This window comes from Paracoccus sp. SM22M-07 (genome assembly GCF_001887735.1).
Lineage (GTDB): Bacteria > Pseudomonadota > Alphaproteobacteria > Rhodobacterales > Rhodobacteraceae > Paracoccus.
The window spans coordinates 381,193-402,948 of sequence record NZ_JPKW01000004.1; the positions used below are offsets into that span (position 1 = coordinate 381,193).

Below are 21,756 nucleotides of genomic sequence, written 5' to 3' on the forward strand. Positions count from 1 at the left end.
TTGGCAACGAGGTCCAAGCCCATGGCTTTTGAAACCATCATCGTGGAGATCGAGGACGAGGTCGCCCTGATCCGGCTGAACCGTCCCGAGGCGCTGAACGCGCTGAACGCCACGCTTCTGGACGAGCTGTCTGCGGCCCTGTCTGACGCCGACCGCAACGACAAGGTGCGCTGCATCGTCCTGACCGGCAGCGAAAAGGCCTTTGCCGCAGGTGCCGACATCAAGGAAATGTCGCAGAAATCCTTCGTCGAGGTCTATGAGGCCGACCTCTTCGGCGCCCAGATCGAAAAGATCACCCGCGTCCGCAAGCCGATCATCGCCGCCGTCAGCGGCTATGCCCTGGGCGGCGGCTGCGAGCTGGCGATGGTCTGCGACTTCATCATCTGTGCGGAAAACGCCAAGTTCGGCCAGCCCGAGATCAACCTGGGCGTCTGTGCGGGCATCGGCGGCACGCAGCGCCTGACGCGATTCGTCGGCAAGTCCAAGGCCATGGACATGAACCTGACCGGCCGCTTCATGGATGCCGCCGAGGCGGAGCGCTCGGGGCTGGTCAGCCGCGTCGTCCCCACCCCCAAGCTGATTCCCGAAGCCCTGACCGCCGCCCGCAAGATCGCCGACAAATCGCAGATCGCGGTCAAGACGGTCAAGGAATCGGTCAACCGCGCCTATGAGACCACCCTGGCCGAGGGCCTGCTGTTCGAACGCCGCGCCTTCCATGCGCTGTTCGCGACCGAGGATCAGAAGGAAGGCATGGCCGCTTTCCTGGAAAAACGCGAAGCCCAGTTCCGCGACCGCTGAAAAGGGTTTTCTTTTTCCGCCCCATGTCCTATAGGCCCACCCTTACATGCGTGTGGGCCCGCTTAGGCAAGAATCATGACCGTACCTTTCGGGGTGCGGCGCCATGGGGCTTTTGCGCAATCGAAATGCAACTGACCCGTTAGGATTCTGACCCATGGCCAATACGCCCCAGTCGAAGAAACGCGCACGCCAGACCGAGCGTCGCACCGACATCAACAAAGCCCGCCGTTCGCGCATCCGCACCTATCTGCGCAAGGTCGAAGAAGCGATTGCCAGCGGCAACGTGGACGCCGCCCGCGAAGCCCTGAAGAACGCCCAGCCCGAACTGATGCGCGGCGTCACCAAGGGCATCGTGCACAAGAATACTGCATCGCGGAAAGTTTCGCGCCTAGCAGCCCGCGTCAAGGCGCTGCAGACGGCCTGATGGCCCGCCCTTCGGGGCTGAAGAATATCCAGACATACGGCCACGATAGGCCTTGGAAACGACCGATCGGGTGCAAGCTTTGCTTTGCGCCCGATCTGCATTTCTGCGCCTGCGAAAAGCGATAAAATCCTTTATTTTCAAGACAGTCAGTTTTTTGTCTTTGGAGTCAAAGGGCTCGCAGATTCGATTTCGCCAAGTTGCTGTCAAGCGCATAGTTCGGTTGCAGCGGTCGTCGCGCTGAGGCTAATTTCCATCTTGCGATTCACGTCGCTTGGGGGACGGGTCGAACCTCGGGGCCGGCAGATGCCGACCAAGAAATCGACCGGGCGACGAGGTCGGGACAACCGTCCTTCTTCTGCTCTCGGGTTTCGGACTGTCGGCTGCCATCGGCTGTCACGGGATCTGTGTCTGTGAACTGGAAAAGCGGGCTGGCGCCCTTCTAGCGACCGAGGTCTCGGACGCGGAGGATGCCTGTTTTTCTGCGTCACGGCCCTTGCTGCGTGAACGTTGTCCCGTCGGATCGCCCGGCGGGATTTGGGGACAGGCACGGGATACGGAAGATGATGGACAAGATCTGGGGTCAGGCATGCGCCGAACTGGAAAGCAGCGTTGGGCCGAACAACTATAACCACTGGATCAAGCCGCTTCGTCTTGCCGCCATCGAAGAGGGCGCCGCGCGCTTCATCAGCCCGACGCGCTTCATCTCGGACTGGGTGAACCGTCACTTTGCCAAGGAAATCATGTCGGTCCTGAACCGGACCGGCGAACATGTCGAACGGCTGCGCTTTGACGTGGGCAGTGCCGCGGCACGCCCTGCAGCGCAGGCCGCCGCCCCGGCCGACATGCCCGCCCAGGCCCCGACCGCGCGCGTCGCCCCCCGCGCCGATCTGGGCGCGCCGCTGGACCCGCGCTATACCTTCGGAAATTTCGTCGTCGGCAAGCCGAACGAACTGGCCCATGCCGCCGCCCGCCGCGTGGCCGAAGGCGGGCCCGTGGGCTTCAACCCGCTGTTCCTCTATGGCGGCGTGGGCCTGGGCAAGACGCACCTGATGCATGCGATCGCGCATGATTATCAGACCCGCCACCCCTCGGCGCAGGTGCTGTATCTGTCGGCGGAACAGTTCATGTACCGCTTTGTCCAAGCGCTGCGCGAAAGCACCATCATGGATTTCAAGGGCATGTTCCGGAACGTGAACATGCTGATGGTCGATGACGTCCAGTTCATCGCCGGCAAGGACAGCACCCAGGAAGAATTCTTCCACACGTTCAACGCCTTGGTCGATCAGGGCAAGCAGATCGTCATTTCCGCCGACCGCGCCCCCGCCGAGATCAAGGGCCTCGAGGAACGCATCAAGTCGCGCCTGTCCTGCGGCCTGATCGTGGACCTGCACCCGACCACCTATGAATTGCGTCTGGGCATCCTGCAGTCCAAGACCGCCGTCTTCCGCGCCCAGCAGCCCGACCTGGAGATCGGCGCGGGCGTGCTGGAATTCCTGGCGCATCGCATCACCACCAACGTCCGCGTGCTGGAAGGCGCGCTGCAGCGTCTGTTCGCGCATGCCAGCCTCTTGCGCCGCGAGATCACGCTGGAGGTGGCCCAGGAATGCCTGGCCGACATCCTGCGCACCAACGACCGCAAGATCAACATCGACGACATCCAGCGCAAGGTCGCCGAACATTACAATATCCGCCTGGCCGACATGATGGGTCCGAAACGCGCCCGCAATGTCGCCCGGCCCCGCCAGATCGCCATGTATCTGTCCAAGCAGCTGACCAGCCGGTCGCTGCCGGAAATCGGCCGTCGCTTCGGGGGCCGGGACCACACCACCATCATGCACGGTGTCCGCAAGATCGAGGAATTGATCATCGACGACAGCGCCATGTCGGAAGACATCGCCGTCCTCAAGCGGATGCTGGAGGCGTAAGCACCCACCCCCTCACGTTATTCTTGTGACCGCCCGCGCGGGCGGTTACACATCAGGTCCGACAAACCGGCCGATGCGCCTGAATGACAGGGGAAGCTTATGAAATTCTCGATCGAGCGCGCCGTATTGGTCAAGGCCGTATCGCAGGCCCAATCCGTCGTCGAACGCCGCAACACCATCCCGATCCTGGCCAACGTGCTGATCGAGGCGACGCCCGATGGCGTCAGCTTCCGCGCGACCGATCTGGACACCGAGGTGCTGGACCATTCGCCCGCCCATGTCGAACGCCCCGGATCGACGACTGTCAGCGCGGTGATGCTGAACGAGATCTCGCGCAAGCTGCCCGACGGGGCGCTGGTCCAGATCAGCGCCGACGATGCGACGGGCCGGCTGGCGGTTCAGGCCGGGCGGTCCAGCTTCAGCCTGGCGACGCTGCCGCGCGAGGATTTCCCGGTCATGGCGACCAGCGAATACAGCGCCACCTTCACCGCGCCCGCCAAGGTGCTGCGCCGCCTGTTCGACAAGTCGAAATTCGCCATCTCGACCGAGGAGACGCGCTATTACCTGAACGGCGTCTATATGCATGTCGCCAAGTCCGAGGACGGACCGGTGCTGCGCTGCGTGGCCACCGACGGCCACCGCCTGGCGCGCATCGACGCCCCCCTGCCGGCGGGCGCCGAGGACATGCCTGGCGTCATCGTGCCGCGCAAGACCGTGGGCGAGCTGCGCAAGCTGCTGGACGAGGATGAGGACGAGATCTCGGTTTCGGTCAGCGAGACCAAGGTGCGCTTCGCCACCACCACCATCACCCTGACCTCGAAGGTGATCGACGGGACCTTCCCCGATTACAGCCGCGTCATCCCGCAGGGCAACACCCGCAAGCTGGAGGTGGACGCCACCGATTTCGCCCGCGCGGTGGACCGTGTGGCCACCGTCAGCAGCGAACGCTCGCGCGCCGTCAAGCTGTCCCTGGACAGCGACAAGCTGGTCCTGTCGGTCAACGCCCCCGATTCCGGCGCCGCCGAGGAAGAGCTGGTCGTGGCCTATGACTCCGAGCCGCTGGAGATCGGCTTCAACGCCAAGTATCTGCAGGAAATCGCCAACCAGGTCGATCGCGACAATGCGGTCTTCCTGTTCAACGGCTCGGGCGATGCGGCCCTGATCCGCGAGGGCAGCGACCTCAGCGCCGTCTATGTCGTCATGCCGATGCGCGTTTGACGTTAAGCCGTCTGTCGCTGGCACAGTTCAGGTCCTGGCCCCGGCTGGACCTGGACCTGGACGCCCGGCCCGTGGCGATCTTCGGACCGAACGGGTCGGGCAAGACCAACATTCTGGAAGCCGTGTCGATGCTGGCCCCCGGCCGCGGGCTGCGCGGTTCGGCTGCGCCCGAACAGGCGCGGCAGGGCAAGGACGCTGGCTGGCGCATCGCCGCCGATCTGGGCGACCACCGGGTGGTCACGCAGGCCCCGCCCGACCAGACCCGCACCGTCGCCCTGGACGACAAGCCCGTTCCGCAGACGGCCCTGGCGCGGCTGGTGCGCGTCATCTGGCTGGTGCCCGCGATGGACCGGCTGTGGACCGAGGCCCCCGAAGGGCGCCGCCGCTTTCTGGACCGGGTCACCCTGTCGCTGATGCCCGACCACGCCGATCTGGCGCTGGCCTATGACAAGGCCATGCGCGAACGGAACCGCCTGCTGCGCGACCAGATCGGGGACCCCGGCTGGTATCGCGCGCTCGAGGCGCAGATGGCCGAAGCCGGGGCGGCGCTGACCCGCAACCGTCAGGCCGCGCTGTCCGCCATCATGGCCGCGCAGGGGCAGTCGGACGCCTTTCCGGCCGCGACCCTGACCCTGCTGGCGGGCGAAGGCCATGCCGATGACGACGACGCCGACAGCATCGCCGCGCGCATGGCCGCGATGCGCCCGCGCGATCTTGCCGCCGGCCGCAGCCTGACAGGGCCGCATCGGGCCGATCTGGGGGCGACATGGGGACCGCAGGACATGCCCGCGGCCCTGTCATCGACCGGAGAGCAGAAGGCGTTGCTTTTGTCGCTGATCATGGCCAATGCCCGCGCCCTGTCCGATCAGCCGGTCCTGCTGCTGCTGGATGAGGTCGCGGCCCATCTGGACGGCGACCGCCGCGCGGCCCTTTACGACCTGATCCGCGACCTGCCCGCGCAAAGCCTGCTGACGGGAACGGGCCCCGAGCTGTTTGCCGATCTGGGCGATGCGGCACGGCGGCTTGCGGTGGAAAAGCATGACGGGCGGTCCGATCTGCCCGCCCTTTCGTGACCCGCCCCGTCCCTTTGGCCACATGGGGGCAGAAAACCTGCCCATGGCGGGGAAAAACCCTGTCAAAGCCGTGACTTTGCCGCCCCGAAGCACTATATCGAGGCATGACGAACAGGAAGCCCGACGCATGACCGACACAGCCTCTCAGCCTGCCGAATACGGCGCCGATTCCATCAAGGTTCTCAAGGGACTGGAGGCCGTGCGCAAAAGGCCCGGCATGTATATCGGCGATACCGATGACGGATCCGGCCTGCACCACATGGTCTATGAGGTCGTCGATAACGGCATCGACGAGGCCCTGGCCGGTCACGCCGATTTCGTCCGCGTCAAGATCCATGCCGACAGCAGCGTCAGCGTGCGCGACAATGGTCGCGGCATCCCGGTCGACATGCATGCCGGCGAGGGCGTCAGTGCCGCCGAAGTCATCATGACCCAGCTGCATGCGGGCGGCAAGTTCGACCAGAACAGCTACAAGGTGTCGGGCGGCTTGCACGGCGTGGGCGTGTCGGTCGTGAACGCGCTGTCGGATTGGCTGGAGCTGCGCATCTGGCGCAACGGCAAGGAATATTACGTCCGCTTCGAACATGGCGACACGGTCGAATCCCTGCGCGAGGTCGGCGATGCCCAGCCCGGCGAAAAAGGGACCGAGGTTCGCTTTTTGGCATCCGCCAAGTCCAACCACCCCGAGGGCACGTTCAGCAACCTGGATTATGTCTTCAAGACCCTGGAAAACCGCTTGCGGGAACTGGCTTTCCTGAACAGCGGCGTGCGCATCATCCTGGAGGATGAACGCCACGCGGAACTGCAGAAGACCGAGCTGTTCTATGAAGGCGGCGTGCGGGAATTCGTGAAATACCTCGACCGCTCCAAGACCTCGGTCATGCCCGAGCCGATCTTCATGACCGGCGAAAAGAACGGCATCGGGGTCGAGGTCGCGATGTGGTGGAACGACAGCTATCACGAGACGGTGCTGCCCTTCACCAACAACATCCCCCAACGCGATGGCGGCACACACATGGCCGGTTTCCGTGGCGCGCTGACCCGCGTGATCGGCAAATACGCGCAGGACAGCGGCATCGCGAAAAAGGAAAAGGTCGATTTTACCGGCGATGATGCGCGCGAAGGCCTGACCTGCGTGCTGTCCGTCAAGGTGCCCGACCCGAAATTCTCCAGCCAGACTAAGGACAAGCTGGTCTCCAGTGAGGTTCGTCCGGCCGTCGAAGGACTGGTCGGCGAAAAGCTGGCCGAGTGGTTCGAGGAGAACCCGACCGAGGCCCGCCAGATCGTCGGCAAGATCATCGAAGCCGCCCTGGCCCGCGAAGCCGCCCGCAAGGCGCGCGAGCTGACGCGGCGCAAGACGGCGATGGACGTGGCGTCCCTGCCCGGCAAGCTGGCCGATTGCCAGGAAAAGGACCCGGCACTCAGCGAACTGTTCATCGTCGAGGGTGACTCGGCTGGCGGGTCGGCGAAACAAGGGCGGTCGCGCCAGAACCAGGCCGTTCTGCCCCTGCGCGGCAAGATCCTGAACGTGGAACGCGCGCGGTTCGACCGAATGCTGGGCAGCGACCAGATCGGCACGCTGATCACCGCGCTTGGCACCGGCATCGGGCGCGACGAATTCAGCCTGAAGAAACTGCGCTACCACAAGATCGTCATCATGACCGACGCCGATGTCGACGGCGCGCATATCCGCACGCTGCTGCTGACCTTCTTCTTCCGCCAAATGCCGGAGCTGATCGAAGGCGGGCATCTCTATATCGCGCAGCCGCCGCTCTACAAGGTCGGCCGCGGCCGGTCCGAGGTCTATCTGAAGAACGAGGCCGCGCTGGAGGATTACCTGATCCAGCAGGGCGTCGAGGGTGCGGCCCTCCGGCTTGCCTCGGGCGAGGAGATCACCGGCAACGACCTGGCCCGCGTGGTCGAGGAAGCCCGCATGGCGCGGCGCATCCTGCGGCTTTACCCGACGCATTATCCGCCGCACATCACCGAACAGGCGGCCATCGCCGGGGCCCTGCGCCCGGGCCGGATCGACGACGACCCCCAGGATGTGGCCAACGATATCAGCGCGCGCCTGGACCTGATTGCCGAGGAATACGAACGCGGCTGGCAAGGTCGGCCCACGCAGGACGCCGGCATCAGCCTGATCCGCACCCTGCGCGGCGTCGAGGAAAGCCGCACCCTGGATGGGCAGATGCTGCGCAGCGGGGAAAGCCGTCGCTTGGGCGAAATGACCCAAGCGCTGCAGGACATCTATGCCAAGCCCGCGCGCCTGATCCGCAAGGACCGCGACCAGCCGATCTATGGCCCGCTTGGCCTGTTGCAGGCCGTGTTCCTGGAAGGCGAGAAGGGCCTGTCGCTGCAGCGCTACAAGGGTCTGGGCGAGATGAACCCCGAGCAGCTGTGGGAAACCACACTGGACCCGGTCGCCCGCACGATGCTGCAAGTCAGGATCGAAGACGTGGCCGAAGCCGAGGATCTTTTTACAAAGCTGATGGGCGATGTGGTCGAGCCGCGCCGCGAATTCATCCAGCAAAATGCGTTGAACGTGGAAAACCTGGATACCTGAGCTTTCTGCCAAGCATTTGTTGCCAAATAAGCACGTTCGACCATAACCTTTGGTATTATGTCGGACGTGTCCCCTTGGTTTGATTTGCCTGAAAGCATGCTTTCGTAGTAAAAGGTGGCAGTTTTCCGCTGGTAAAGCCTCCATTTGGTGGCCCGTTGTTTCAGGAGTTAGCCATGAATCTCATGCCCATGTTCACCACCACCACTGTCATGATGCTGAGCGCGGGGGCTTCCTTTGCTGGCGGCGCCATCGTTCCCGTCGTCGAAGCGCAGCCCGTCATGATCGACGAGGCGCCGGTCGCCAGCAACTGGGCAGGGGCCTATGTCGGCGGCGGTCTGGGCTACAGTTTTGGCAGTGACGACGAAGTCGGCATTGCGGTTGTCGAGGATGGCGAGGAAATCGCCCGCGATACCGACCTTGGCGATGCCGACATCAAGGGTGTGACCGCCCGTCTGCATGCCGGCTATCGCTGGCAGCGCGGCAACTGGGTCTTCGGTCCGGAACTGGGCGTCGAAGGCGGCAGCGTCGACGGCGAAACCGACATCCTGCCCTTCGGAACCGCGGCCACCATCGAATCCGAGTTGAACTATCTGGTCACGCTGGTCATGAAGACCGGCTACGAAGTTCAGCCCGGCACCCTGATCTATGGCACCTTTGGTGTGGCCCATGGCGATTTCGACTATAACCTGTCGACCGGTGGCCAGTCCTATACCGATGGCTTCAGCGCCACCGGTATTGCTGCCGGCCTGGGTGTAGAACGTATGATCAACGACAAAATGTCGATCTTTGCGGCCTATCAGTATCGCGATCTGGGCAAGGAAACCGTCAGTTTCTCGGATGATTTCGGTGAAACGATCACGTCCGAGGCGACCCCCGCGCACAGCAATGTCAGCTTTGGCGTGAACTATCGCTTCTGATCTTGGTGCAACTTGAACAAGGGGCCGACACGCCATGGGCGGGTCGGCCCTTTTTCATGCGCGCTGCCGGGTTCGGGTCGGTTTGGGCTGTGCCGCCTGGTCGGTGACGGGCACGGGGATGGCGCGATGGGCACAGGCGATGGCCATGCCCGCGGGCACCAGTACACGCAGAACCGGATCGTCGATGGCCAGCCCGCCCGTATAGGCCCCAAAGGCGGGCAGGATCAGATGATCGGTCCCGGCCAGAAAGCACCGCATCCGTTGTCCGGCCAGGCGCAGGCAGGGATGGAAATGCCCCGAGACATCCGGCCCCTGCCCCGCTTCGTGCCGGAAGATCAGGCCCTCGTCCATCTGCGCCAGAACCTGCCCCGGCAGGCGTGGGTTCAGCGCACCCGGATCGTGATTGCCGCTGATCCAGGTCCAGTCCCGCCCCTGCGCCATGGCCTGCAGCGCGTGGCAGACGGGATCGGGCAGCGCCATGCCCGCGGCATCGTCATCAAAGCCGTCCCCCAGGCTGATGACCCTGCGGGGATCGGTCGCCTCGATCTCGGCGCCCAGCCTGTCCAGCGTGGCCTGGGTTTCATAGGGCGGCAGCAGCGCACCGCCGCGTCGGGCCATGCGTTCGGATTTGCCAAGGTGCAGATCGGCCACGACCAGCCAGCGGCGTTCAGGCCAGAACAACGCTCCCGAGGGTCGCGCCTGCAGCCGCTGGCCGTCGAAGTTGAAATCATGCGTCGTCACGTCAGTCCCGCTTCTGCCATCAGGGCGGCGGCCTCGGCCTCGGCCAGACGCTCGCGGCCCTGCCCCGCGATCGGCACCCGACCCTTTTCCAGCATCAGGGGCGCCGCCAAGGGCGATACGCGATCCAGCATGCGGTGATCAAGCCGGTCGCTGCGATCCAGCATTTCCTCGATCCGGTCGAAATCGACCAATCCGCGCCGCGCTTCGTCGGTCGTGATGCGCAGCATCAGGTGATCGGGATCATAGCGCCGCAGCGTGTCGTAAAGGATGTCGCTGGAAAACGTCGCCTGGCGCCCCGATTTGCGTTGTCCGGGCAGGTTGCGGTGAATAAGCCCCGCGATGGTCGCGACATTGCGGAAACTGCGCTTCATCACGGCGTTGCGGCCCAGCCAGTCGCCCAGACCCTCGCGCAGGGCATGGCGGTCCAGCAGGGCCGCGGGATCGGTCACCGGGTCCAGCGACCAGATCAGCAGCGCGTAATCCGTGGACAGGAAACCCAAGGGCGCAAGGCCCGCCTCCTCCATCACGCGGGCCATCAGAAGGCCAAGCGTCTGCAGCGCGTTGCGTCCGGCAAAGCCATAGACCGCCAGATGCCAACGCCCCTGATGGGGAAAGCTTTCGCTGACCAGCACGCCGGGGCGCGGCAGCGCGCTGACGGTGGCCTGCAGCCCCAGCCAATCGGCGGTGTCGGCGGGCAGCGTGCCATGTTGCGTCGGATCGCCGATCAGCGCCTGCACCCGATGCGACAGCTGGGTCGAGGTCGCCATCTTCAGCCCCGAAAAGACCGCGATCTTGGGCTCGCGGGCGGGCTGTTTGGTGACCTCGACCACCATGTCGCGCAGCCCGTCATAGCGGACGGTCTGCCCGCCGATCAGGAAGGTGTCGCCGGATTCCAGCGTGGCGGCAAAGCTTTCCTCGACCTCGCCCAAGGGGGCGCCGCCCCGGCCGCGGAAACGGACCTTCAGCATCTCGGCCTCGACGATGGTACCGATATTCATCCGCAGGTCGCGCGTGGCCCGCGGGTCGCGCAGCCGCCACAGCCCGTCGCGCAGCATCAGCCGCTGCCAGCGGTCATAGGCGCGCAGGGCATAGCCGCCGGTCGCCGCGAAATCCAGGCAGGCGTCGAAATCGTCACGAGTCAGGTGGCGATAGGGTCCGGCCTCGCGCACCTCGCGGAACAGGGCGTCGGCATCGAAGGGGCCAGCGCAGGCCGTCAGCAGGATATGCTGGCACAGCACGTCCAAGGGGCCGGGGCCGCGCGGATCGCCATCCAGATCGCGTTCGCGCACCGCCTGCAGGGCGGCGGTGCATTCGATCACCTCAAACCGGTTGGCGGGCACGATCCGCGCGCGGCTTGGCGCGTTGTAGCGGTGGTTGGCCCGCCCGATCCGCTGGACCAGCCGCTTGACGTTCTTGGGCGCGCCGACCTGAATGACCAGATCGACGGCCCCCCAATCGATGCCCAGATCCAGGCTGCCGGTCGCCACGACGGCGCGCAATTCACCGGCGGCCATCGCGGCCTCGACCCGCTGGCGGGCTTCGCGCGACAGGCTGCCATGGTGCAGGCCGATGGGCAGGTTGTCGTCATTGGCGGCCCAGATGGCCTGGAAGAACAGCTCGGCCTGGGCGCGGGTGTTGATGAAGATGATGGTGGTGGTGGCCTTGGCCACCTGCGCCAGCACGTCGCGGACCGCGTAATGCCCCCCGCCGCCGGCCCAGGGGGCGGGGTTGGTTGTGGGCAGCATGGCGATGTCGGGATCGGGGCCCGGATCGGCGTCGATGACCTGCGCCCCGCCCATGAAAGCGGCCAGAGCCTGCGGGTCCTCGACCGTGGCCGAAAGGCCGGTCACGGTGACGTCGGGGGCCAGTGCCTTCAGCCGTGCCAGGCACAGCATCAGCTGATCGCCCCGCTTGTTTTCGGCCAGCGCGTGCAGTTCGTCCAGGACCACCCGGCGCAAGCCTCCGAAGATGCGCGGCGCCTGTTCATAGGACAGCATCAGCGCCAGCGATTCGGGCGTGGTCAGCAGGATGTCGGGCGGATCGACCTTCTGGCGCGCACGCTGGCTGGCGCGGGTGTCGCCGGTGCGATCCTCGATGCGGATATCCAGCCCCAGATCGGCCACGGGGCGCGACAGGTTGCGGGCGATATCGGCGGTCAGCGCCTTCAGGGGCGACACATAGAGCGTGTGCATCCCGTCATGCGGTTCGGCCAGATCGACCAGCGTCGGCAGGAACCCGGCCAGCGTCTTGCCGCCCCCCGTCGGTGCGATCAGCAGCGTGTCGCCCGTCGCCTGCAACAGCGCGATCTGGTGGGGGTGAGGCTGCCAGCCCTGACGGGTGAACCAGTCTTGGAAACGCGGGGGCAGTGTCACGGGATCATGGCTTTCAGGGTCTCCAGCCGGTCGGCCTCGGGGGCGGGCTTGTCCCACCGGATGCGGCTGATGCGCGGAAAACGCATGGCGACGCCGGATTTGTGGCGGGCGGATGCGTTCAACCCCTCGAACGCGACCTCCAGCACCAGCTTGGGCGCGACGGACCGGACGGGGCCGAAACGTTCGGTGGTGTTGTTCCTGACGAAACGGTCCAGCTCGCGCAGCTCTTCGTCGGTGAAGCCGAAATAGGCCTTGCCGACCGGCACCAGCACGTCCCCGTCCCACAGGCCGAAGGTGAAATCGCTGTAGAAGCCCGACCGCTTGCCATGCCCGCGCTGCGCATAGAGCATCACCGCATCGACCACCATCGGGTCGCGCTTCCACTTGAACCAGGGTCCGCGGGGACGGCCGCCGACATAAGGGCTGTCGCGGCGCTTGATCATCACGCCTTCGATCACGATGCTGGGCGGATCGGCGCGCAAAGCGGCCAAATCGTCCCAACTGGTGAAATCCAGCAGGGGTGACACGTCGATCCGGTCGCTGCCGAAATCGGCCCGTTGCAGGATCGCGCGGCGGTCCTGATGCGGCATGTCGCGCAGGTCCTGCCCGTCCCAGATCATCAGGTCATAGACGCGCAGCCCCGCCGGATGGCTGTCCAGCATGGCGCGGCCCACCACCTTGCGGCCAAGGCGCTTTTGCAGATCGCCAAAAGGCGCCACGTCGGCCCCGCGCCGGACCAGCAATTCGCCATCGACCGCGCCGTCGAAATTCAGCGCCTCGATCACGTCGGGAAAGGAACCGCTGATATCCTCGCCGGTGCGGCTGTACAGCCGGCGCACGCCCGCGTCGTTGATCGCCTGCACGCGGATGCCGTCCCATTTCCATTCGGCAACATGGTCATCGGGGTCCAGCGCGCGCAGCTGGTCCAGATCGACGGGGGTGGACAGCATGACCGGGCGGAACGGCGCCTTGGCCGCATGTTCGGGCCGCGCCCCGCCCGCGATCCAGTCGAACAGCGGCTGATAGGGGGGCGTCAGGCCGTGCCAGATCTCCTCGAGGTCCTTGATCTGCGGTTCGCCCATTTCGGCCAGCGCCATGCGGGCCATGCGGGCGGACAACCCCACGCGCATGTTGCCGGTGGCCAGCTTCAGGAAGGCCAGCCGTTCCGACGGACCCAGGCGGTCCAGCATGGCGCTGATGGCGGCAGGCAGGCCCGCGCGTCCCGTATCCGACAACAGCGTCACCGCGTCGCCCAAGGGGACGTCATCGTCGCCGTCACCATCCCACAACAACGCGATGGTTTCGGCCAGATCGCCCACGAAATCATAGGACAATGCGAACAGCTGTTCATCCACCCGTTCGGCCATCAGCCCGCGCAACAGCTTGGGCGTCACGGCGCGCAGCTTCAGATCGCCGGTCAGGGCCGCCAGGGCAAAGCCACGATCGGGGTCCGGGGTCTGTTCCAGGTAATGGCGCAGGATGCGCAGCTTGGCATTGCGCGCGGCGGTGAAGGCCAGACGCTCCAGCAGGGTGGCGAAGGCCTTCATTCGGGCTCGTCCTCGTATCCGACCAGCCGCAGGGGGCGGGCGGCGATCTGGTGCAGTTCGCACCAGCGCATCAACCCGTCTTCGTTGCCATGGGTGATCCAGACCTCGGACGGGGCCAGGTCGCGGATGGTCTGCGTGACCTGCGGCCAATCGACATGGTCGCTGATGACCAAAGGCAGCTCAACCCCGCGCTGACGGGCGCGGGCGCGGACCTGCATCCAGCCCGATGCGAAACCGATGACGGGGTCGCGGAACCGCTGCACCCAAGCGCTGGCGAAGGCCGAGGGCGGCGCGATGACCAGCTGGGCAGGCACGTCGGCAGCGGTGGCGGGGATCAGTTCGCCCAGATCGATCCCCTGTTCGACGTGGTAGTCGCACAGCCGCTGCACTGCGCCGTGGATGGCGATGGGACCGTCGATCCCGGCCTGCCGGGCCAACGAGATCACCCGCTGCGCCTTGCCAAGCGCATAGGCCCCGATCAGGTGCTGGCGTTCGGGAAATTCGGCCATGCTGGCGCGCAGGCGGGCCATTTCCTGGAGCGGGTCGGGATGGCGAAAGACCGGCAGGCCGAAGGTCGCCTCGGTCACGAAGATGTCGCAGGGGACGGGTTCATAGGGCGCGCAGACGGGATTGGGGCGTCGGCAGTAATCGCCCGAAACGACGATCTTCGGGCCCTTGTCCGGCTGCACCGCGATCTGCGCCGAGCCCAGGATATGCCCCGCGGGATGAAAGCTGACGGTGGTATCACCCACGCGGATCGGGCCGTCGGCCACCTGACGGGTTTCGGTGAAATCGGCACCATAGCGGATGGCCATGATGTCCAGCGTCTGACGGGTCGCCATGACGGCCCCATGGCCGGCGCGGGCGTGATCGCCATGCCCGTGGGTGATCAGCGCGCGGGCGACCGGGCGGATCGGGTCAATATGGAAATCGCCGGGCGGGCAGTAAAGCCCGGCCTCGGTCGGGTGCAAGATCTGATCGGCGCGCATAGGATCCAGATGGCGAGTGTTTCGCGAAAATCAACGCGGCAGGCGCAGCGGGCGGGCCGTGAAGATCGTCTCCATCGAGAAAACGCCCGTGACGCGTTCCAGATCCATGTCGCGGATCAAAGCCTTGTAGCAGCGGTCATAGCCCGACATCGATGTCGTCACCAGCTTGGCCATATAGTCCCATTCGCCGCCGATGCGGTGAAACTCGGTAATCTCGGGGATGGATTCGACGCGGGCGCGGAACCGGCCGGCCCAGGCATCGTCATGATGGCGGGTGCGGATCATCACAAAGACGGTCAGATGCAATCCGGCGCGGGCCGCATCGATCACTGCGCGGTTGCCCTGCAGGATGCCGACCGCAGTCAATTTCTGCAGCCGCCGCCAGCAGGCGTTCTGCGAGAGGCCGATGCGGTCGGCCAGGTCGCGTTGCGACAGGGTTCCGTCCTGCTGCAGCGCCGACAGGATGCGGTTGTCGATTTCGTCGATCTGATATGTCTGGTCGTTCATATGACCCGCAGAATAGGGGTATTTGAGCAAAAGAGAAATCAAATCCTGCTGCTTTCCGTGTCACCTTGCAGGCCAATGAACGAGGGTTGGCATGGATATTTTCGACAGGTTTCGCGCAGGTCTGGGGCGCCCCGAGGATCTGCATCGCGACATCATCGGGAACGATCAGGTGATCGATGGGCCGTTCGGGCCGCGGCGCATGATCTATGCCGATTACGTCGCTTCGGGGCGGGCGCTGCGGCAGGTCGAACGGGCAGTGATGGAGGATGTTCTGCCCTGGTATGCCAACAGCCATACCGAGGCCAGCCATTGCGGCGGGATGATGACGCGCATGCGGCGCGCGGCGCGGGCGCAGATCCTGGGCTGCGTCGGGGGCGGGGTCGATCATGCCGTCATCTTCACCGGATCGGGTGCGACGGCGGGGATCAACCGGCTGGTGCATCTGATGCAGGCCGGGCCGGACGTGACGGTGATCATCGGCCCCTATGAGCATCATTCCAACATCCTGCCATGGCGCGAAAGCGGCGCGACGGTGATCCAGCTGCCTGAGGGCGCACAGGGCGGGCCGGACGTGGAGGCGCTGACCAAGGCGCTGGCGGGCAAGGGGCGGCGGATCGTGGCGATGTCGGCGGCTTCGAACGTGACGGGCGCGCTGAGCGACGTGGCCGGCATCACCGCCATGGCCAAGGCCGCCGGGGCCGCGATGGTCTGGGATTACGCCGGGGGGGCGCCCTATCTGCCGATCGACATGGGGCTGGGGATGGATGCGGTGGTGACATCGCCGCACAAGTTCCTGGGCGGTCCGGGGGCATCGGGGGTGATGATCCTGCGTCGCGATGCCGTGCGGTCGGACCGGCCCAGCCTGCCTGGCGGCGGCACGGTGAAATTCGTCAACGATTCGGGCCATGATTACGCCACCCAGGTCGAAGCCCGCGAGGAGGCAGGCACCCCCAATGTCGTGGGCGACATCCGCGCCGGGCTGGTCTTTGCGCTGAAGGATCACGTGGGCCAGCCTTGGATCGACGCCCGGCATCGGCGTTGGCTGTCCAAGGCGGCGGCCCTGCGGAATGTGGCCGGGTTGCGGATGCTGGGCCGCGACGACATCGCGCGGCTGCCGATCCTGGCCTTCCGGATCGGCGATGGCGCGGGCGGCTTTGTCCATCAGCAGCTGGCGACGCGGATGCTGTCGGACCTGTTCGGGGTGCAGGCGCGGGGCGGCTGCGCCTGCGCCGGTCCCTATGTGCATCGGTTGCTGGGCATCGGGGAGGAAGAATCGCAGGCGATGCGGACGGCGATCCTGTCGGGGCGCGAGATCGATAAGCCGGGTTTCGTGCGCCTGAACCTGTGCTGGGCCGCCCCCGAGGCCGAGATCGACGCGATCCTGGCGGCGATGACCCGGCTGGCGGCCGATGCGCCGGACCATCTGGCGCGATACCGGGGCGATCCGGCGACGGCGATTTTTTCGCCGCGCGCCGCGTGACCGGGGCGCCCGGCCCTCAGCTGGGGGGCGGGCGCTTGACCGGCGGGGCCTTGGACAGCTGAACTGCCAGAATGCCGACCATGATGATCGCCACGCCGATCACGTCGCCCGCGCCCAGGTTTTCACCCAACAGCAGCGCTGCCAGCGACACCCCGAAGAACGGCGTCAGGAAATGGAAGGTCGCTGCGCGCACCGCGCCGATGCGGCTGACCAGCAGGAACCAAACCCAGGTGGCGCCGATGCCCGGCACCACGACCGTATAGACAAATGCCGCGACCAAGCGGGGCGTCAGCGTGAACTGGAAGGTTTCCACGAAAGGGGCGATGACGCCAAGCGTGACGGCCCCCACCAGCATCTGAAGGCCCACGATCATCATGACATTGCCGCCGGAACTGGCGCCGCGCACGGTCAGGGTCGCCACCGCCAGGGCCAAGGCCGCCGCAAAGCACATGGCGATTCCGACCAGATCGCTGCCGCCCTGCAGGCGCGCGCCCATGATGATGGCCACGCCCACCACCCCCAGGGCCAGTCCCGCCACGCCCAGACGGCGCAGGCGTTCGCCCAGCAGGCTCCAGCCCAGGAAGGCGACCATCAGCGGCATGGTGGCGGCGATGATCGAGGCGAGGCTGGCCTCGATCGACTGCATCGCGACCCAGTTCAGGCCCAGGTAAAGCGCGTTCTGGCACAACCCCAGGATGACGACCGCCCGCCATTGGGGCCGCGTCAGGCCGCGCCATGACTGGCCCATCGCCAGCGCGATCAGGATGCCCAGCACGCCCGACAGGGCAAAGCGCAGCGCCAGGGCAGTCAGGGGCGGGGCCTCGGTCACGATCATCCGGGTGGTGGTGAAGGCCGAGGCCCACATCACCGCAAACCCCAGGCCCATCACCAACGCCTTGAAATCCATGCCAGCCCCATTCTTTCACGCCATGCAAAACGGCTAGCAGACGCAGGGGCAACCGTGAAGACCAAAGAAAAGGGGCCGCACCCGCAGGTGCGACCCCTTCGCGACTGTCATCCAGTCAGGGATCAGCTGTTGACGCTGTCCTTCAGGGCCTTGGCGATGGTCACCTTGACCTGCTTGTCGGCAGGCTTGGTCATCATTTCCTGGGTCTGCGGGTTACGCACCTGACGCTCGGGGCGGGCACGGCAGGCGATCTTGCCGATGCCCGGCAGGGTCACGGCGCCGCCGCCAGCGACTTCGCGCGTGACGATCGCCACGATCGCGTCCAGTGCGGCCGAAGCCGACTTCTTGTCCGAACCCATTTCCTCGGCGAGCGTCGCCACCAGCTGGGTTTTGGTCATCGGTTTTGCAGCAGCCGTAGTCATGGTCTGTCTCCTCTTGCCCTGTTCCGACGGGGCCCAAATATTGCGCCTTTTGCGGCATATCGCTTGCTACACACGGTTTTGACGAGCAGTTCAAGCCTTTTTCGCCCGACCTGCGGAAACCCGCGTCCGAAGGCCGCCTTACAGGAAGGCCGTCTCGCTGAATGAGCGCAGTTTGCGCGAATGGATCTTTTCCAGCGGCATGCCCCGCAGCTTTTCCATCGCCCGGATCCCGATCAGCAGGTGATTGGCGACCTGGGTGCGATAGAAATCCGTGGCCATGCCCGGCAATTTCAGTTCGCCATGCAGCGGCTTGTCGCTGACGCACAAGAGCGTGCCATAGGGAACGCGGAACCGGAAACCGTTGGCCGCGATGGTGGCGCTTTCCATGTCCAGCGCGACGGCGCGCGACAGCGACAGACGGTGGACGGGACCGGAATGGTCGCGCAATTCCCAGTTGCGGTTGTCGATGGTGGCCACGGTGCCGGTGCGCATGATGCGCTTCAGCTCGTACCCTTCCAGGCGGGTGACCTCGGCCACGGCCTCCTGCAGGGCGACCTGCACCTCGGCCAGGGCGGGGATGGGCACCCAGACGGGCAGGTCGTCGTCCAGGACGTGATCCTCGCGCAGATAGGCATGGGCCAGGACGAAATCGCCCAGGGACTGGCTGTTTCGCAGCCCCGCGCAATGGCCGACCATCAGCCAGGCATGAGGGCGCAGGACCGCGATATGGTCGGTGGCGGTCTTGGCGTTGGACGGCCCCACGCCGATATTGACCAGCGTGATCCCCTGCCCGTCGGCGCGCTTCAGGTGATAGGTGGGCATCTGCGGCATCTTGGACAGCGGCGCGATCTGGCCGTCCGCCGTGGTGATCTCCTGGTTTCCCGGCGCGACAAAGCCGGTATAGCCCGCATCCGGATCGGCCAGGACGCGGCGGGCATAGGCCTCGAATTCGTCGACATAGAACTGATAGTTCGTGAACAGCACGAAGTTCTGGAAATGCTCGGGGGCGGTGGCGGTGTAATGCGACAGCCGCGCCAGCGAATAATCGACGCGCTGCGCGGTGAAGGGCGCCAGGTATTGCGTCCCGTCAGGCAGCGGCGCGGCCATGCCGTTGACGATGTCGTCGTTCATGCTGTTCAGGTCCGGCACATCGAAGACGTCGCGCAGCGAAAAGGCCAGCACCCCTTCCTGCGGCACCGCCAGGTCGCTGTTCGAGGCGACGGCGAAATGCACCGGCATCGGCGTGTCCGACAGCCCGATGCGCACCGGCACCCCGTGGTTGCGGATCAGCAGGCCCACCTGTTCGATCAGATAGTTCTGGAAAAGGTCCGGACGGGTGATGGTGGTGGCATAGCTGCCGGGCTGGACCACATGGCCGAAGGACAGGCGGGAATCGGTCTTGGTATGGGTCGGGACCGTCAGGCGGATTTCCGGATAGAAGGCGCGATAGCGCGCGGTCGGCTGGTCGCCCTCCAGGATGCGGGTGAAGTTGTCCAGCAGGAACCCCGTCGCCTGGTCGTAAAGGCTGCGCAGATAGGCGATGGCCTCGGCGGGGTCGGTGAATTCGCGGCGGGTGGGCGTTTCGGGGCTTTCGACCGGCAGGAAGCGGGAATCCGTTGTCATGGTGCTTTATGTCCTTGTGATTGCACAAAGCCTGCCAGCACCGCCTGCGACAGGCAAGCGTCTGGCGCTGCCCGAACGGCAGGGTTACGATAGCGTCATGGAAATGCTTGTTTTCGGTCACGGCTACTCGGCCAGCCACCTGACGCCGCTGTTGCGGGCGCGGGGCTGGGATGTCACGGGCACGACGCGCGGCGATCTGGCGCGCGTCGCGCATGCGGGCGCGCAGCCCCTGTTGTGGCCCGGCCCACGCCAGCCCCTGCTGGACGCCATCGCGCGGGCGGATGCGATCCTGGTATCGGCCGCGCCCGGCGAAGGCGGCGATCCGGTGCTGGCCGATTTCCGCGACGCCCTGGCCGCCGCGCGCCCGCGCTGGCTGGGATACCTGTCCACCACCGGTGTCTATGGCGACCGCGACGGCGGTTGGGTGGACGAGGACAGCGTGCTGGACGGCACCGGCCCGCGCGGCCAGGCCCGCATCAGGGCCGAAGCCGACTGGCAGGCCCTGGCACGCGACCACCACCTGCCGCTGCGGATCTTTCGTCTGGCTGGCATCTATGGTCCCGGCCGCGGCCCCTTCAAAAAGGTTCTGGACGGCACGGCGCGCCGCATCATCAAGCCCGGACAGGTGTTTTCGCGCATCCATGCGGATGATATCGCGCAGGTGCTGCTGGCCTCGATCCTGCAGCCTGACGTAGGCGATGTCTTCAACCTCTGCGACGACGATCCCGCACCGCCCCAGGACGTGATCGCCCATGCCGCGCATCTGCTGGGCATGCCCCTGCCACCGGCGGTGCCCTTTGACCAGGCCGACATGTCGCCCATGGCGCGGTCCTTCTATGCCGACAGCAAGCGGGTGCGGAACGACCGCATCAAGACGCAGTTGGGTGTCCGGCTGCTTTACCCCGATTACCGCAGCGGGCTGGCCGCCCTGCTGGCCAGCGAAACAACCGACGGCGCATCACACCGCCCCATGCAAGGATCGCGACATGACAAAGACGCATGATGTGCTGATTGCCGGGGGCGGGTTGAACGGCCCCGCGCTGGCCCTTGCGCTGGCCCAGGCCGGGCTGAGCGTGGCCGTGGTGGACCCCCGCCCCGCCGATGCCCGCGCCACCGACAGCTTCGACGGGCGGGCCTATGCGCTGGCGGTGTCGTCCCAACGGCTGCTGAAGGCGCTTGGGCTGTGGGACGGGCTGGCCGCCGACAGCCAGCCCATCCGCCAGGTCAAGGCGTCGCAGGGGCGTCCCGGCGACGGGGCCGCGCCGTTCTTTTTGCATTTCGACAGCGCCGAGACCGAGGAAGGCCCCGTCGGCCACATGCTGGAGGATCGCTTTCTCTACAAGGCGCTGCTTGGGGCGATGACGGGGCGCGTCACCCATCTGCCGGGCGTCGCGGTGACGGGTCAGCAGGTCGATCAGGCGGGCGTCACGGTCACCCTGTCGGATGGCGGCACCATGCGGGCGCGCATGCTGGTGGGCGCCGACGGGCGCGGATCGGGGGTCGCGAAACGGGCGGGCATCACGCGGCGGGGCTGGGATTACGGCCAGACGGCGCTGGTCGCGGCCATTGATCACGACCTGCCGCATGACGGCATCGCGCAGCAGTATTTCATGGCCACCGGGCCCTTGGCGATCCTGCCCCTGCCCGGCAACCGCAGCAGCGTCGTCTGGTCGGAAACACAGGCCAACGCGCAGGCGATCCTGCAATTGGACGATGACGACTTCCTGAAGGTCCTGCGCCCGCGTTTCGGCGATTTCCTGGGCGATATCGCACTGGCGGGGGGGCGGTTCTCCTATCCGCTCAGCCTGTCGCTGGCCGATCGCTATGCGGTGGCACGGGTGGCGCTGGTGGGCGATGCGGCCCATGGGGTGCATCCCATCGCGGGACAGGGGCTGAATCTGGGCCTGCGCGACGTCGCCGCCCTGGCGCAGGTGCTGGTCGAGGCCTCGCGCCGTGGCGAGGATATCGGATCGGAGCTGGTCCTGCAGCGATACCAGTCCTGGCGGCGTTTCGATGCCACCGCGCTGGCGCTTGGGATGGACGGGGTGAACCGGCTGTTTGCGACCGACAATCCCGTGGTTTCCGCCGTCAGGGGCCTTGGCATGGGCATGGTCACGGCCCTGCCCGCCCTGCGTCGCGGCTTCATGCGGCAGGCGGCGGGGCTGTCGGTCGACCCGATGCCGCGCCTGCTGACCGGACGCCCGCTTTAGCCTTTTCACAAGGCCGGTTTCACGCCATAGCCTTGCC

Annotated in this window: 18 protein-coding genes; 10 read left to right on the forward strand and 8 right to left on the reverse strand. The window is 66.0% G+C overall.

Annotation, left to right across the window (positions count from 1 at the left end; genetic code table 11):
- Positions 1-21: 21 nt before the first annotated feature.
- The 7 genes from IE00_RS08775 (at position 22) to IE00_RS08805 (ending at position 8,921) form a co-directional block, all read left to right on the forward strand.
- Entirely contained in the window at positions 22-798 is a 777-nt protein-coding gene (locus IE00_RS08775; protein WP_072296694.1) for an enoyl-CoA hydratase, read from the forward strand.
- A 154-nt stretch (positions 799-952) separates the two neighbouring features.
- Positions 953-1,222 carry a 30S ribosomal protein S20 gene (gene rpsT / locus IE00_RS08780; RefSeq protein ID WP_072296695.1) on the forward strand — a complete coding sequence of 90 codons (270 nt, stop codon included), beginning with the start codon at positions 953-955 and terminating at the stop codon, positions 1,220-1,222.
- Positions 1,223-1,782: 560 nt separating this feature from the next.
- Complete coding sequence (dnaA, locus tag IE00_RS08785) at positions 1,783-3,147, forward strand: chromosomal replication initiator protein DnaA (RefSeq protein WP_072296696.1); 1,365 nt, start codon at positions 1,783-1,785, stop codon at positions 3,145-3,147.
- Between the two features lie 99 nt (positions 3,148-3,246).
- Positions 3,247-4,365, forward strand: a complete 1,119-nt coding sequence (dnaN, locus tag IE00_RS08790) for a DNA polymerase III subunit beta (protein WP_072296697.1) — start codon at positions 3,247-3,249, stop codon at positions 4,363-4,365.
- Positions 4,362-5,438: a DNA replication/repair protein RecF gene (gene recF / locus IE00_RS08795; protein ID WP_072296698.1), complete on the forward strand. Its 1,077-nt coding sequence runs from the start codon at positions 4,362-4,364 to the stop codon at positions 5,436-5,438. Before dnaN ends, recF begins: the two co-directional genes overlap by 4 nt.
- 127 nt (positions 5,439-5,565) lie before the next feature.
- Positions 5,566-8,004, forward strand: coding sequence for a DNA topoisomerase (ATP-hydrolyzing) subunit B (gene gyrB, locus IE00_RS08800; protein ID WP_072296699.1), 2,439 nt, complete (start codon positions 5,566-5,568; stop codon positions 8,002-8,004).
- 173 nt (positions 8,005-8,177) lie between these two features.
- Positions 8,178-8,921: an outer membrane protein gene (locus tag IE00_RS08805; protein WP_072296700.1), complete on the forward strand. Its 744-nt coding sequence runs from the start codon at positions 8,178-8,180 to the stop codon at positions 8,919-8,921.
- A 54-nt stretch (positions 8,922-8,975) separates the two neighbouring features.
- On the opposite strand, the gene pdeM is transcribed toward IE00_RS08805, so the two are convergent.
- The 5 genes from pdeM to IE00_RS08830 are packed head-to-tail and all read right to left on the reverse strand — an operon-like array spanning position 8,976 to position 15,077.
- Entirely contained in the window at positions 8,976-9,662 is a 687-nt protein-coding gene (gene pdeM / locus IE00_RS08810) for a ligase-associated DNA damage response endonuclease PdeM (protein ID WP_072296701.1), read from the reverse strand.
- On the reverse strand, positions 9,659-12,034 hold the full coding sequence (locus tag IE00_RS08815) for a ligase-associated DNA damage response DEXH box helicase (protein WP_072296702.1): 2,376 nt from the start codon (positions 12,032-12,034) through the stop codon (positions 9,659-9,661). Before IE00_RS08815 ends, pdeM begins: the two co-directional genes overlap by 4 nt.
- Positions 12,031-13,581: a cisplatin damage response ATP-dependent DNA ligase gene (locus tag IE00_RS08820; protein WP_072296703.1), complete on the reverse strand. Its 1,551-nt coding sequence runs from the start codon at positions 13,579-13,581 to the stop codon at positions 12,031-12,033. Before IE00_RS08820 ends, IE00_RS08815 begins: the two co-directional genes overlap by 4 nt.
- The gene (locus IE00_RS08825; protein WP_072296704.1) at positions 13,578-14,570 is read right to left on the reverse strand and encodes a ligase-associated DNA damage response exonuclease; all 993 of its coding nucleotides are present in this window, start codon (positions 14,568-14,570) and stop codon (positions 13,578-13,580) included. Before IE00_RS08825 ends, IE00_RS08820 begins: the two co-directional genes overlap by 4 nt.
- Positions 14,571-14,600: 30 nt before the next feature.
- Complete coding sequence (locus tag IE00_RS08830) at positions 14,601-15,077, reverse strand: Lrp/AsnC family transcriptional regulator (protein WP_072296888.1); 477 nt, start codon at positions 15,075-15,077, stop codon at positions 14,601-14,603.
- A 91-nt stretch (positions 15,078-15,168) separates the two neighbouring features.
- Between IE00_RS08830 and IE00_RS08835 the strand changes: the two genes are divergently transcribed.
- Positions 15,169-16,557, forward strand: coding sequence for an aminotransferase class V-fold PLP-dependent enzyme (locus IE00_RS08835; RefSeq protein WP_072296705.1), 1,389 nt, complete (start codon positions 15,169-15,171; stop codon positions 16,555-16,557).
- 16 nt (positions 16,558-16,573) lie between these two features.
- Here IE00_RS08835 and IE00_RS08840 read toward each other — a convergent pair whose 3' ends face one another.
- The 3 genes from IE00_RS08840 to IE00_RS08850 form a co-directional block, all read right to left on the reverse strand.
- Complete coding sequence (locus IE00_RS08840) at positions 16,574-17,464, reverse strand: DMT family transporter (RefSeq protein ID WP_072296706.1); 891 nt, start codon at positions 17,462-17,464, stop codon at positions 16,574-16,576.
- 122 nt (positions 17,465-17,586) lie between these two features.
- Positions 17,587-17,886, reverse strand: coding sequence for an HU family DNA-binding protein (locus IE00_RS08845; protein ID WP_072296707.1), 300 nt, complete (start codon positions 17,884-17,886; stop codon positions 17,587-17,589).
- 138 nt (positions 17,887-18,024) lie between these two features.
- Entirely contained in the window at positions 18,025-19,509 is a 1,485-nt protein-coding gene (locus IE00_RS08850; protein WP_072296708.1) for an AMP nucleosidase, read from the reverse strand.
- A gap of 97 nt (positions 19,510-19,606) precedes the next feature.
- On the opposite strand from IE00_RS08850, the gene IE00_RS08855 reads away from it, so the two are divergent.
- Complete coding sequence (locus IE00_RS08855; protein WP_072296889.1) at positions 19,607-20,512, forward strand: SDR family oxidoreductase; 906 nt, start codon at positions 19,607-19,609, stop codon at positions 20,510-20,512.
- Positions 20,496-21,719, forward strand: a complete 1,224-nt coding sequence (locus IE00_RS08860) for a UbiH/UbiF/VisC/COQ6 family ubiquinone biosynthesis hydroxylase (protein WP_072296709.1) — start codon at positions 20,496-20,498, stop codon at positions 21,717-21,719. Before IE00_RS08855 ends, IE00_RS08860 begins: the two co-directional genes overlap by 17 nt.
- Positions 21,720-21,756: the final 37 nt, after the last annotated feature.